This window comes from Bacillus sp. BPN334 (assembly GCF_008368885.1).
GTDB lineage: Bacteria > Bacillota > Bacilli > Bacillales > Bacillaceae_G > Bacillus_A > Bacillus_A wiedmannii.
Map to the genome: position 1 here is coordinate 223395 of NZ_QOZW01000003.1, position 13261 is coordinate 236655.

The window sequence follows — 13261 nt, forward strand, 5'->3', positions numbered from 1 at the left end:
TTTATAGGTTTTTAGGATTAAATAGTTGTTCTGTGAAATTACTACATAATTTTCTATTTGAAGTATTATTTTTGTTAAAATGCAGCAGCTATGCAAGGATGAATTTAAATGTTAAAAGTACCGTGGAAATTTTGGAAATAAATAGAAGGGAAATGATAAAAAACTTGAGCCTGAGGTAATGGAGGATAACTTTGGCTTTGAAAGGTGGTACTACTTGGATGTGCGCCATGATGCCAAAATGAGGGAGTAACTTGACCTGGAATTTGATATTGTTGCCAAGTTGCAGGAAGTTCAATTCCTACATCGGAACTAGCTGTATGAACGGCTGGAACGTGTATCCCAGGAGTCGAAGGAACGACGGCCGTTACTCTTGAAGATACCCACATAACATAATCACTCCTAAGTTGTGATAATAAAGTAGTATATTCTTTTCACGCGTATAAAGGTACATATAGATAGGACTTTAGGCTAATGTATACTTATAAAGTTGTAAGACCAATTTATATTGATGGTGGACCATTTATTATAAAAAGTTACGTCTATTTACGGAGGGAAAAGGGACTGAGAAAATGTAAAATGGAGGTGTTAATTGCAAGAATATACGTGTTTATGGAGGAATTTTAATGGAACGATTATGGACGAAATCATTTATTCAAATGACTTTCGCAATGTTATTTTTATTTACAGGATTTTATTTACTTGTACCAACGCTCCCGCTCTTTATTAAAGAGATAGGCGGCAATGAATCACAAGTTGGACTCATGATGGGAATGTTTACAATAGCTGCAGTTGTAATACGACCGATTATTGGAGGGATGTTAGATCAATATGGTAGAAGATCGTTTATTATTTTCGGACTCATCCTTTTTGGGCTAACGATGTATTCCTATAATTTAGCATCGACTATAGTCCTTTTAGCAGTTTTACGCGTTATTCACGGAGTGACATGGGCTGTTTCTACAACAGCTGTTGGAACAGCGATAACTGATATTATTCCAGATTCACGCCGTGGTGAAGGTATGGGTTGGTACGGGATGGCTATGACAATTGCAATGGCAATCGGCCCAATGATTGGATTATCGGTTGTACAACATTATTCATTTCACGGTCTATTCTTGTTGGCAACTCTTTTATCCTTTATGGCAGTCCTATTATCGTTCATGACGAAAATGCCATTCACACCACAAAAAGAAAAAGGGAAAATGCAGTTGTTTGAAAAATCGGTTCTATCCATTACAATTGTAGTTTTCTTTTTATCATTTGCATATGGAGGAATTACGACGTTTTTACCGCTATTTGCATCTTCAATCGATGTGAATCCTGGGACATTCTTTCTTGTATATGCAGTTGCTTTAACGATTGTAAGACCAATTTCAGGAAAACTATTAGATAAGTATGGAGAAGTATTTATTATACTCCCGGCACTATGTATTACGATTATCGCGATAGTTGTATTAACGATTTCAAATAGTTTAATAGGGGTAGTTATCGCAGCTGCATTATACGGTGTTGGATTCGGTTCAGCACAGCCCGCATTACAAGCAGCGATGCTTACAATTGTTGATCCGAGTAAAAGAGGAGTTGCTAACGCTTCATTCTTTACTGCATTTGATTTAGGGATTGGACTTGGTGCGATTTTACTTGGAGTTATTTCGCAAATGTTTGGTTACCGTATTTTATTTGTAGGTAGTGCAATTTCAGGACTAATCGCTTTCATTATTTTTGTCATTTTTGTAAAACAGCGATTAGGTAAAAAAGAATTTGCGTAAACGGGAGTAACAAAGATGAAAATTTCAATTGAACTTAACGATTTACAATGGTTAAAGGATAACATAATAATAGTTCAATTCAGCCGGCCTATTCTTTAGGGATAGTTTCTGAGAAATCAGATGGGGAAATCGTGTCAGTTGAGAAAGAAGTCATTCTATTTTGGGAGATGTTTATAATCTTTGGTACTTTAAAACTATCATTTAGTTAAATGTTACTATGAGGAAACGGAAGAAATTCAATTTAATTATGTGAAATAATAACTTTTTTAAAAATAAATAAGTTTTATATAAGAATTATATTGATGAGATAGTGAAATAAATATCATGTAGAAACGAGTTGTATATGTGTACAGCTCGTTTTTTTTATTTTCTTAAAAAAATTGGTTGAATGATATATTCTGTGGGATTTTCTGAGTCATCCTTATATTTTGTTTTAATAAGACATATAAAGAAGTCAGTCCTTTCTTTATAAAATGTGAAAATTATTTTTGAAAAATTGTATTGTTACATCGGTAAAAGTATAGGAAACTTATCATTATAAAATAAATTGAAATCTTCTAAAAACTCTGATACATTGAAATAGAAATGTAGTTTCACGATTTTGTAAAGGCTTACAGTTATGTGCACGAAGATCTATTAGGATTGGAGGAAATAATGATGAAAGCTGAAGAAAAATTTTCCCCGGGATTAGATGGTATAGTGGCAGCGGAGACGAAAATTTCGTTTCTTGACACAGTGAAAGGTGAAATTGTAATTCAAGGGTATGATTTAATCGAACTCTCAAAAACAAAAGAGTATTTAGATATTGTGCACCTTTTATTGGAAGAACATCTACCGAATGAGGATGAAAAAGCACAACTTGAAAAGAAATTAAAAGAAGAATACGCGGTACCAGAAGGTGTATTCAACGTATTAAAGGCATTACCGAAAGAAACGCACCCGATGGATGGATTGCGTACAGGTGTGTCCGCATTAGCTGGTTACGATAATGATATCGAAAACCGCTCGTTAGAAGTAAACAAAAGCCGCGGGTACAAATTATTGAGCAAAGTACCAAACATTGTAGCGAATAGCTATCATATTTTAAATAATGAAGAGCCAATCCAGCCTCTTCAAGAATTAACATATAGCGCGAATTTCTTCTATATGTTAACAGGTAAAAAACCAACTGAACTTGAGGAGAAGATCTTTGATCGTTCCCTTGTTTTATATAGTGAACATGAAATGCCAAACTCTACATTTACAGCGCGCGTTATTGCATCAACGCAATCGGACTTATATGGTGCTTTAACAGGGGCAGTTGCATCTTTAAAAGGTAGCTTACACGGTGGTGCGAACGAAGCGGTTATGTACATGCTGTTAGAAGCTGGTAATGTTGAGAAGTTTGAAGAGTTGTTACAGAAGAAATTATATAACAAAGAAAAAATTATGGGCTTTGGACATCGTGTGTACATGAAGAAGATGGATCCAAGAGCACTGATGATGAAGGAAGCTTTGAAGCAGTTATGTGATGTAAAAGGTGATTATACACTATATGAAATGTGTGAAGCTGGAGAAAAGATTATGGAGAAGGAAAAAGGAATTTATCCGAACCTTGATTATTATGCAGCTCCAGTATATTGGATGCTTGGTATTCCAATTCAACTTTACACACCAATCTTCTTTAGCTCTAGAACAGTAGGACTATGTGCGCACGTAATTGAGCAACATGCGAACAATCGATTGTTCCGTCCACGTGTTAATTATATTGGCGAGCGACATGTACTTAGTAAATAAGAACAACTGGGGAGTTGTTAGCGCCGCCCGCTAGATGGGTGTTTGACCGACACCCATCATTAATAATAACGAATTTTCGACAGAAAGGGAAGAATAGTATGATTAAAACAAATGAAATTAAACAAAAAGATGCATTATTAGAAGAAATTGCGGATTATGTATTAAATAAAGAGGTAACTAGTGCAGAAGCATTCAGTACTGCTCGCTACGTATTACTTGATACGCTTGGATGCGGAATTTTAGCACTACAATATCCAGAGTGTACGAAATTACTAGGACCAGTTGTACCAGGAACAATCGTACCAAATGGTACACGTGTACCAGGTACGTCATATGTGCTTGATCCAGTGAAAGGTGCATTTAATATCGGATGTATGATCCGTTGGTTAGACTATAACGATACTTGGCTTGCAGCAGAGTGGGGACATCCATCTGATAACTTAGGCGGAATTTTAGCAGTTGCAGATTATATTAGCCGTGTTCGTATTTCAGAAGGAAAAGAACCATTAAAAGTACGTGAAGTATTAGAAATGATGATTAAAGCACATGAAATTCAAGGTGTACTAGCTTTAGAAAATAGTTTGAATCGTGTTGGTCTTGACCACGTATTATACGTAAAAGTAGCAACAACTGCTGTAGTTGCAAAAATGCTTGGCGGAACACGTGAAGAAATCTTTAATGCATTATCACATGCATGGATTGATAATTCTAGTCTTCGTACATATCGTCATGCACCAAATACTGGCTCACGTAAATCATGGGCAGCAGGTGATGCAACAAGCCGTGGTGTTCATCTTGCAATGACTGCTCTAAAAGGTGAAATGGGTTATCCAACAGCATTATCTGCACCAGGTTGGGGATTCCAAGATGTATTATTCAATAAACAAGAATTAAAGTTAGCAAGACCGTTAGAGTCTTATGTAATGGAAAATGTATTATTTAAAGTTTCATACCCAGCAGAGTTCCATGCACAAACAGCTGCAGAGTGTGCTGTGAAATTACATCCAGAAATTAAAGAAAGATTAGATGAAATTGACCGTATTACAATTACAACTCATGAATCAGCAATTCGTATTATCGATAAAGAAGGTCCATTAAATAACCCAGCTGATCGTGATCATTGCTTACAATACATTACGGCAATTGGTTTATTAAAAGGAGATATCGTTGCGGATGATTATGAGGATGTAGTAGCAAATGATCCACGTGTAGATGAATTACGTAATAAGATGGTTGTTGTTGAAAACAAACAGTACAGTTTAGATTACCTTGACCCGAACAAGCGCTCAATCGCCAACGCTGTTCAAGTTCATTTCAAGAATGGCACTGTAACAGAAAATGTGGAATGTGAATATCCACTTGGTCACCGTTTCCGTAGAGACGAAGCAATTCCAAAAGTTGTTCAAAAATTCACTGCAAATATGGCAGGTCATTATTCTAGTAAGCAGCAAGAACAAATTCATGAAGTTTGTCTAAATGAAGAAAAACTAGAAAATATGAATGTAAACGAATTTGTAGATCTATTTTTAAATTAATGATAGGGGGAATTTAGAATGGCTTGGGTTGTGAATAAACAGTCAACACAAGAGGAGCTTGCGAATCGCTTCCGAGCTTTAGTAGAAGCAAATGAAATTTTGCAAATTCCAGGTGCACATGACGCAATGGCAGCTTTAGTTGCGAGAAATACAGGATTTTCAGCTCTTTATTTATCAGGAGCTGCTTATACTGCAAGTAAAGGACTGCCTGATTTAGGAATCGTGACGTCTACTGAAGTAGCAGAGAGAGCAAGAGATCTAGTAAGAGCTACAGACTTACCAGTTCTTGTTGACATTGATACAGGATTTGGCGGTGTCTTAAACGTAGCGAGAACAGCGGTAGAAATGGTAGAAGCGAAAGTTGCAGCTGTTCAAATTGAAGATCAACAATTACCAAAGAAATGTGGACATTTAAATGGTAAGAAACTCGTTACTACAGAAGAATTAGTTCAAAAGATTAAAGCGATTAAAGAAGTTGCACCAAGCTTATATATTGTGGCACGTACAGATGCTCGAGGTGTAGAAGGCTTAGATGAAGCGATCGATAGAGCGAACGCCTATGTAAAAGCAGGTGCAGATGCGATATTCCCTGAAGCACTTCAATCAGAAGAAGAGTTCCGTCTATTTAATAGTAAAGTAAATGCACCTTTACTTGCGAATATGACTGAGTTCGGGAAAACGCCGTATTATAGTGCAGAGGAATTTGCGAATATGGGCTTCCAAATGGTTATTTATCCTGTAACTTCACTTCGTGTTGCAGCGAAAGCATATGAGAATGTGTTTACTTTAATTAAGGAAACAGGTTCTCAAAAAGATGCACTTTCAAGTATGCAAACGAGAAGTGAGTTATATGAAACAATTTCATATCATGACTTTGAAGAATTAGATACTGGAATTGCAAAAACAGTATTATCAGAGGATCAATAGATAAAACAACTAAGGCGATGAGAATACATCTTTGGCAAAACGAACTGCTTGATGTGAAAATTCATCGCCTTCTGTTTTCAAAAATAAGAAATTCCACTCATCGTAGACGAGCATACGTAGTAGCAAGTAAGGCCGAAATGATAGGGGGATTCAGATGGAGAAAACGAAGTTACCGTGGGATGAATTTTTTTCACTTAATAAAAATGTGAATCATAGTTTCTTTACGCCAGAAGATTTTTCCGGAGATGAAGATTTAATCGCAAAAACGACAGAACAATTCGTTAAACAAGAAATTGTTCCACAAATGGAGACTATTGAACAACATAACTATGAAGTTTCTCGTCAATTATTTGAGAAAGCTGGAGAACTTGGATTATTAAGTATCGAGGTCCCAGAAGAGTACGGTGGATTTGAGTTAGGAAAGGCAGTTTCAGGGCTTGTAGCAGAAAAAATGGGATATGCTGGTGCATTTAGCGTTTCCTTTAATATACACGCTGGTGTAGGTACATTGCCTTACATATATTATGGAACGAAAGAACAAAAAGAAAAATATTTGCCGAAAATTGCGTCTGGAGAATGGATTGGGGCTTATGCTTTAACTGAGCCAAATGCTGGTTCTGATGCTTTAAGTGCAAAAACGAGTGCTGTATTAAATGAAGATGGAACTGCTTGGAAGTTAAATGGTGAGAAGCAGTGGATTACAAATGCTCATATGGCAGATGTATACGTTGTTTTTGCGAAGACAAATAAAGGAATGACAGCGTTTATTGTCGAAAGAACATGTGAAGGTGTATCCATTGGACTAGAAGAAAAGAAAATGGGGATTAAAGGTTCTTCAACGGCTACCCTAATTTTAGAAGATGTTGTCATCCCTGCTGAAAATGTTTTAGGGGAAGTTGGGAAAGGGCATCACGTAGCTCTTAATATCCTTAACTTTGCTAGACTAAAGCTGGCTTTTGGAAATATTGGAACAGCAAAACAAGCAATTGGTTTATCGGTTCAATATGGAAAAGAGCGAAAACAGTTCCAAACAGAATTAGTAGATTTTACGATGATTCAAGAGAAAATTGCAAATATGATCATTGCTACATATGGAGCAGAAAGTGCAGCTTATCGTACAGCAGGTGTCATTGATGAAGCAATTCATGAGAGTGATGAAGATCTTATGAAGAAAATGTCTCAATTTGCAATTGAATGTGCACTTAATAAAGTAAATGCTTCTGAAACACTTGGTCATATCGTAGATGAAGCTGTACAAATTCATGGTGGTTACGGTTATATGCAAGAGTACGAGGTAGAACGATTATATCGTGATGCTAGAATTAGTCGTATTTTTGAAGGAACGAACGAAATTAATAGATTAACAGTTGCCAAAATGTTAATGAAGCAAATGGAACAAATTGAAGATACTGAAGTAGAAATTGATGTAGAAAATGTCGAAAGAAACCATCGTTACATTTTATTAGCAAAAAAATTGTTGAAACAATCTTTGAAAACGCTCTCTAAAACTCCGGGGTTGAAAATTGATCAAGAGCAAGAATATTCACGTGTATTATCAAATATGTTAACGGACGTGTACGTCATGGAATCAGCATTTTTACGTACGAGTAAAGCAATTAGTAAAAATGGTGATGAGAAAGAGCGTACGAAACAAATGATAACTGACGTTATTTGTGAAGAAGGCTATCGTAATGTAGAAGAAGCAGCGGTTTCTATACTTTCAGCGGCTGTCACAGAAGAACAAGATAGACACGTGATTTTAACTGAAATTCGTCAATTATTAGTGCCTTTATACACGAACGTATTTACAAAAAAGAGAGAAATTGCGAAAGCTATTATAAATCGTGGAAAGTATATTGTGTAAATAGGAGGAAAGCGATATGAAAAAGATTGGTTTTATCGGTTTAGGTAACATGGGTCTTCTAATGTCTAAAAATTTAGTTAAATCAAGTTACACAGTATATGGTGTGGATTTAAATAAAGAGGCTGAAGCTTCCTTTGAAAAAGAAGGAGGAATTATCGGCTTATCAATTTCAAAACTAGCAGAAACATGTGATGTGATTTTTACAAGTTTACCTTCACCTCGCGCTGTTGAAGCGGTATATTTTGGCGAAGAAGGCTTATTTGAAAATAGCCATTCGAATGTAATTTTAATTGATACAAGTACTGTATCTCCACAGTTAAACAAACAGTTAGAGGAAGCTGCGAAGGGAAAGAAAGTAGACCTTTTAGCCGCACCTGTTAGTGGTGGGGTAATTGGAGCCGAAAACCGTACATTAACGTTTATGGTTGGTGGATCGAAAGAAGTATATGAGAAAACGGAATCTATCATGAGCGTACTAGGCGCGAATGTTTTCCATGTTAGTGAGAATATTGATAGTGGTACAACAGTGAAATTAATTAATAACTTATTAATTGGTTTTTATACAGCTGGTGTGAGTGAAGCTTTAACATTAGCGAAAAAGAATAATATGGATTTAGATAAAATGTTTGATATTTTAAATGTAAGTTACGGTCAAAGCAGAATTTATGAGCGTAATTATAAAAGTTTCATTGCAACTGAAAACTACGATCCAGGCTTTACTGTAAATTTATTAAAGAAAGATTTAGGATTTGCAGTAGATTTAGCGAAAGAAAGCGAACTGCACTTACCAGTTAGTGAGATGCTATTAAACGTATATGAAGAAGCAAGTGAAGCTGGGTACGGCGAAAACGATATGGCTGCTTTATATAAGAAAGTTAGTGAACAATTAATTTCTAATCAAAAATAATAGAATTATATACATCATAAAAAAGGAGAGAATATAATGATTACAACTGAAATTAAACGAGTAAAAAATCATATTAATGGTGAGTGGGTAGAATCTACTGGTACAGAAGTAGAAGCAGTTCCAAATCCGGCGACTGGAAAAATTATCGCTTACGTTCCATTATCTCCGAAAGAAGATGTTGAAAAAGCTGTTGAAGCGGCAAAAGCAGCATACGAAATATGGTCTAAAGTACCAGTTCCGAATCGTTCAAGACAATTGTATAAATATTTACAGCTTTTACAAGAAAACAAAGACGAGCTTGCAAAAATCATTACGCTAGAAAATGGTAAAACGTTAACGGATGCAACTGGTGAAGTACAGCGTGGGATTGAAGCGGTAGAACTTGCAACATCAGCACCAAATTTAATGATGGGACAAGCTCTTCCGAATATTGCTAGCGGCATTGATGGATCGATTTGGCGCTATCCAATTGGAGTTGTTGCTGGTATTACACCGTTTAACTTCCCAATGATGATTCCATTATGGATGTTCCCACTTGCAATTGCTTGCGGTAATACGTTCGTATTAAAAACATCTGAAAGAACGCCACTTTTAGCAGAGCGACTTGTAGAATTATTCTATGAAGCTGGTTTTCCAAAAGGAGTATTAAATTTAGTACAAGGCGGAAAAGATGTTGTAAATAGCATTTTAGAAAGTAAAGATATTCAAGCTGTTTCGTTCGTTGGCTCTGAGCCGGTAGCTCGTTACGTGTATGAAACAGGTACGAAACACGGGAAACGTGTACAAGCGTTAGCTGGTGCGAAAAACCATGCGATTGTAATGCCAGATTGCAATCTTGAGAAAACAGTGCAAGGTGTAATTGGATCTGCATTCGCAAGTAGTGGAGAGCGCTGCATGGCATGTTCAGTAGTAGCGGTAGTAGATGAAATTGCTGATGAATTCATCGACGTACTAGTAGCAGAGACGAAGAAATTAAAAGTAGGTGACGGTTTCCACGAAGATAATTATGTTGGACCATTAATTCGTGAATCTCATAAAGAGCGTGTATTAGGCTATATTAATAGCGGTGTAGCAGATGGAGCAACTTTATTAGTTGATGGCCGCAAAATTAAGGAAGAAGTTGGAGAAGGTTACTTTGTAGGTGCGACAATCTTTGATGGTGTAAATCAAGAAATGAAAATTTGGCAAGATGAAATTTTTGCTCCAGTATTAAGCATTGTACGAGTTAAAGATTTAGAAGAAGGTATTAAATTAACAAATCAATCTAAATTTGCAAATGGCGCGGTTATTTATACGTCAAATGGTAAACATGCACAAACGTTCCGTGATAATATCGATGCTGGTATGATCGGTGTAAACGTAAACGTTCCAGCACCAATGGCATTCTTCGCATTTGCAGGAAATAAAGCTTCCTTCTTTGGTGATTTAGGTACAAATGGTACAGATGGTGTTCAATTCTATACACGTAAAAAAGTTGTAACTGAGCGCTGGTTTTAATATAGAGTGAACAGCCAAATCAGTTGTTAAATGAAAACCACCACTATTAATAGTGGTGGTTTTCGTCTTGTTAATTATTTTTTTCAAAAGCTAGTTTAATACCAAAACCGATTAAGACGATTCCTGTTAAGCCTTGAATATAACGTTGCGTCCTCGGTTTTTTCATAAAAGCACTAATTTTATCAATTAAAAATATATAAAAAGCGAACCAAATAACTGTTAAAACGAGGTAAGTAAGACCCATTACGAGAAGTTGGATAAACGTATTATGATTTGGATTTAAAAATTGCGGTAAAAAGGTTAAAAAGAAGACTGCAACTTTAGGGTTTAATAAATTCGTAAGAAACCCTTGGCGAAAGCAAGAAGTGTGTTCATCTTCATTATTTAAAGATATATCGTTCGTATCAAAGCCTTCTTTGTTTCTTACCGCTAAAAGGGCTTTAATGCCAATATAAATTAAATATAGAGCTCCAACGTACTTGAAAATAGAAAATAAAAGAGCTGACTTTACAATAATTGCGGAAAGTCCGATTACTGCTGCTAAAGTATGAATTAAAAGTGCAACACATGTACCGAACACTGTTTTCACTCCACCGACTTTACCAGCAACCAATGTATTTTTCGTCGCCATTGCAGTATCAGGACCGGGTAAAATAATAAGACAAATAGACATAATGATGAAAAGAAAATAATTTTCAATCATAGTTGCTCCTCCTTTTTTATTTTTAGAATATTTGATTAAAAATAGTGTAGCACATATTTTGATTTAATAAAATTAAATTTTATTAAAAATTATTAAATGAGAAAGAGGCTATATAGTAGTGGAATTTCACTACTATATAGCCTCAATTTTAGCCCGCATGACCGGACGATCGGTGAGGGCTAATAATAAGCGGGCAATGAACCCCCACTTATTAATGTTTCACCTTATTATGCATTAAGTAAGTTAAAGAATCGATTTACATCTTCTTCTGAAACATCACTTAACTGCTTATATTTATAATTCGGATTTTGATCTTTATCAACGACAACAGAACGTACTCCTTCGAAAAAATCCGCATGTCTCATGAAATTTTTAGCAAGTACAAGGTCGGTAGCAAAACATTCTTCAACGGACTTATCTTGTCCATCAATAAACTGTTTTAATGTTACTTTTAACGAAATAGGAGATTTTGATAATAGCGTTTCTTTCGTTTTTAAAGCAAAGGAACTTTGATCTTTCTCCAATGAATGGATGATTTCTTCAATTGTATCGAATGCAAAATGTGAATTCATTTCTTCTAATGAAGGAGCAAGTTCACTTTCTAAGCTTGGAGCAGTTGCAAATGTACGAATGACTTTTTTTAAATTAGTATGTACATCATCTTCTTTATGCCAATTTACACTTTCAAGTTCAGTAAGGAAATTTGGTAATGAATCAGATGTCATAAAGTAATCAGCAGCGTTTATAAATAATACGTCAGAAGCTTTTAAAACAGCTGCTGTTAACGCAACATAGCGGCCAGCAAATCCTGGAGCTTTATTTAAGAAATAAGCAGCACCGACATCTGGGAAGAAGCCGATATTCATCTCTGGCATTGCCCATTTCGTACGCTCAGTTACAATTCGATATTTCGCACCATTTGTAAGACCGACACCACCACCCATTACAATTCCATCTAAACAAGCGATGATTGGTTTTTTATATTGATAAATATATGTATCAATTTCATACTCTTCTTCAAAGAAACGTTCCGCATGCTGTAATGCAGCTTCATTTGAACGTGCTTCATAAAGAGTTTTAATGTCGCCGCCTGCACAAAAACCTTTAGTGCCAGCTCCTTTTAATACGATAAGCGCAATTCGCTCATCATGTTCCCATTCTTTCAGTTTTTGCCCGATTGGTTGCAACATGTCATAAGATAAAGAATTAAGTGCTTTTGGGCGGTTTAAAGTAATTGATGCAACGCCGTTTTCGCTAATAGAAAATAAAACGTGTTCAGTCATAATTCACCCTCCCTTACATATCTTCTTATTCTTAATTCTTGATACGTACTGAAATGTCCTTTATAAATTTTGTCTAAAGTTGACGGTATGTGTTAATTTGTATACCGCATATTTTGACGAGATATATTTGCAGGATTTTTGAGGTTGAAAATGAATATTACAACATTACTGTAATTGTAATTATTTGAAATTATCATGATAAACACGCTATTATATATGTGTAAATTGTACATAATCACTTCAAAAAGAGTATTTGAAGTGATTATGACGAAAGAAAAATTGCTTTTCATTAGAAATAGAGAAAGGAGAAATCGGAATGCCAGGACCTTTACTATTGTCGGTGATTATTTTGTCTTCTTTAATGATAGGGATTACGCAGTATTTTCATCATACAGATACGACAGAGGAAGTGAAGGATAAAGTACGGCTTGTATTTCCGATTTTTATCATATCTATTTCTTTTTGCATTTTATTAAATAAGGATGGGTACATTATCGCAGTATTTTCATTTTTTGTAGCGATCGTTTTCATTACAGTTTTATATTATGTAATGAAAGACTTTATACAAAAATAAAGATGTCACATTAGACATTTTTATTTTTACAATAAATAAAATTTCACATACCGTATTATATGTAAAAATAAAAAACATATAGCGGTAGAAAAGTGTGTACTTTGCCGTGTATTTACTTGTCAATCTTGCATAGCCAATATACTATTAATAATGTGGAAATTAGAAAAAGGGGTTGTATCTGTCATGAAATTTGAGATGCACACAAAAATTATTTCAAATGAAAAAGAAGTAAGATTACATATAGAAGAAAACATATTTCAATTAAAATTGGATGGTTATCACTTATTTACAGTTCAAGAAATATTGCCTTTATATAAATCAAATGAAGAAAGAATTGGTAGTGCAATGATACAAAAGTTAGAGTGGGAAAACGGAAAAACTACAATAAACTATCAACTCGTATCACTAAAATCAGTAAATTAAAAG

Annotated in this window: 12 protein-coding genes and 1 pseudogene; 10 read left to right on the forward strand and 3 right to left on the reverse strand. The window is 35.1% G+C overall.

Annotation, left to right across the window (positions count from 1 at the left end; all coding sequences use genetic code 11):
* Positions 1-104 precede the first annotated feature (104 nt).
* Positions 105-386, reverse strand: coding sequence for a hypothetical protein (locus tag DN393_RS02850; protein WP_064477302.1), 282 nt, complete (start codon positions 384-386; stop codon positions 105-107).
* Between the two features lie 237 nt (positions 387-623).
* Here DN393_RS02850 and DN393_RS02855 point away from each other — a divergent pair, with 237 nt between their 5' ends.
* The 8 genes and pseudogenes from DN393_RS02855 (at position 624) to DN393_RS02890 (ending at position 10275) form a co-directional block, all read left to right on the forward strand.
* Positions 624-1769, forward strand: coding sequence for an MFS transporter (locus tag DN393_RS02855; protein ID WP_088046824.1), 1146 nt, complete (start codon positions 624-626; stop codon positions 1767-1769).
* A 15-nt stretch (positions 1770-1784) separates the two neighbouring features.
* A pseudogene (locus DN393_RS02860) lies at positions 1785-2027 on the forward strand (HesB/YadR/YfhF family protein).
* Between the two features lie 396 nt (positions 2028-2423).
* Entirely contained in the window at positions 2424-3545 is a 1122-nt protein-coding gene (mmgD, locus tag DN393_RS02865) for a citrate synthase (protein ID WP_064477300.1), read from the forward strand.
* 98 nt (positions 3546-3643) lie between these two features.
* Positions 3644-5080 (forward strand): 2-methylcitrate dehydratase, encoded by a 1437-nt coding sequence (gene prpD, locus DN393_RS02870; RefSeq protein ID WP_064477299.1) that lies wholly within the window; start codon positions 3644-3646, stop codon positions 5078-5080.
* A gap of 18 nt (positions 5081-5098) precedes the next feature.
* Positions 5099-6007, forward strand: a complete 909-nt coding sequence (prpB, locus tag DN393_RS02875) for a methylisocitrate lyase (RefSeq protein WP_063261135.1) — start codon at positions 5099-5101, stop codon at positions 6005-6007.
* 154 nt (positions 6008-6161) lie between these two features.
* Positions 6162-7871 (forward strand): acyl-CoA dehydrogenase family protein, encoded by a 1710-nt coding sequence (locus tag DN393_RS02880; RefSeq protein ID WP_064477298.1) that lies wholly within the window; start codon positions 6162-6164, stop codon positions 7869-7871.
* Positions 7872-7887: 16 nt separating this feature from the next.
* Positions 7888-8778: an NAD(P)-dependent oxidoreductase gene (locus DN393_RS02885; protein ID WP_149173305.1), complete on the forward strand. Its 891-nt coding sequence runs from the start codon at positions 7888-7890 to the stop codon at positions 8776-8778.
* Positions 8779-8814: 36 nt separating this feature from the next.
* The gene (locus DN393_RS02890; RefSeq protein WP_098102831.1) at positions 8815-10275 is read left to right on the forward strand and encodes a CoA-acylating methylmalonate-semialdehyde dehydrogenase; all 1461 of its coding nucleotides are present in this window, start codon (positions 8815-8817) and stop codon (positions 10273-10275) included.
* Positions 10276-10345: 70 nt separating this feature from the next.
* Here the strand turns inward: DN393_RS02890 and DN393_RS02895 are convergent, their stop codons facing one another.
* Positions 10346-10978 carry a LysE family translocator gene (locus DN393_RS02895; protein ID WP_000572331.1) on the reverse strand — a complete coding sequence of 211 codons (633 nt, stop codon included), beginning with the start codon at positions 10976-10978 and terminating at the stop codon, positions 10346-10348.
* Between the two features lie 227 nt (positions 10979-11205).
* A complete protein-coding gene (locus tag DN393_RS02900) occupies positions 11206-12261 on the reverse strand; it encodes an enoyl-CoA hydratase/isomerase family protein (RefSeq protein WP_064477294.1) in 1056 nt (351 codons plus the stop codon).
* 316 nt (positions 12262-12577) lie between these two features.
* Between DN393_RS02900 and DN393_RS02905 the strand changes: the two genes are divergently transcribed.
* Both DN393_RS02905 and DN393_RS02910 read left to right on the forward strand, forming a co-directional pair.
* Positions 12578-12835 (forward strand): hypothetical protein, encoded by a 258-nt coding sequence (locus DN393_RS02905; RefSeq protein WP_046955733.1) that lies wholly within the window; start codon positions 12578-12580, stop codon positions 12833-12835.
* A 183-nt stretch (positions 12836-13018) separates the two neighbouring features.
* Positions 13019-13258, forward strand: coding sequence for a DUF2584 family protein (locus tag DN393_RS02910; RefSeq protein WP_000667347.1), 240 nt, complete (start codon positions 13019-13021; stop codon positions 13256-13258).
* Positions 13259-13261 lie beyond the last annotated feature (3 nt).

Coding starts and splice junctions, on each gene's coding strand:
- DN393_RS02910 (WP_000667347.1), top strand. CDS start 13,019: ATGAAATTTGAGATGCACACAAAAATTATTTCAAATGAAAAAGAAGTA.
- DN393_RS02885 (WP_149173305.1), top strand. CDS start 7,888: ATGAAAAAGATTGGTTTTATCGGTTTAGGTAACATGGGTCTTCTAATG.
- DN393_RS02895 (WP_000572331.1), bottom strand. CDS start 10,978: ATGATTGAAAATTATTTTCTTTTCATCATTATGTCTATTTGTCTTATT.
- DN393_RS02855 (WP_088046824.1), top strand. CDS start 624: ATGGAACGATTATGGACGAAATCATTTATTCAAATGACTTTCGCAATG.
- DN393_RS02850 (WP_064477302.1), bottom strand. CDS start 386: ATGTGGGTATCTTCAAGAGTAACGGCCGTCGTTCCTTCGACTCCTGGG.
- prpD (WP_064477299.1), top strand. CDS start 3,644: ATGATTAAAACAAATGAAATTAAACAAAAAGATGCATTATTAGAAGAA.
- mmgD (WP_064477300.1), top strand. CDS start 2,424: ATGATGAAAGCTGAAGAAAAATTTTCCCCGGGATTAGATGGTATAGTG.
- DN393_RS02900 (WP_064477294.1), bottom strand. CDS start 12,261: ATGACTGAACACGTTTTATTTTCTATTAGCGAAAACGGCGTTGCATCA.
- DN393_RS02890 (WP_098102831.1), top strand. CDS start 8,815: ATGATTACAACTGAAATTAAACGAGTAAAAAATCATATTAATGGTGAG.
- prpB (WP_063261135.1), top strand. CDS start 5,099: ATGGCTTGGGTTGTGAATAAACAGTCAACACAAGAGGAGCTTGCGAAT.
- DN393_RS02880 (WP_064477298.1), top strand. CDS start 6,162: ATGGAGAAAACGAAGTTACCGTGGGATGAATTTTTTTCACTTAATAAA.
- DN393_RS02905 (WP_046955733.1), top strand. CDS start 12,578: ATGCCAGGACCTTTACTATTGTCGGTGATTATTTTGTCTTCTTTAATG.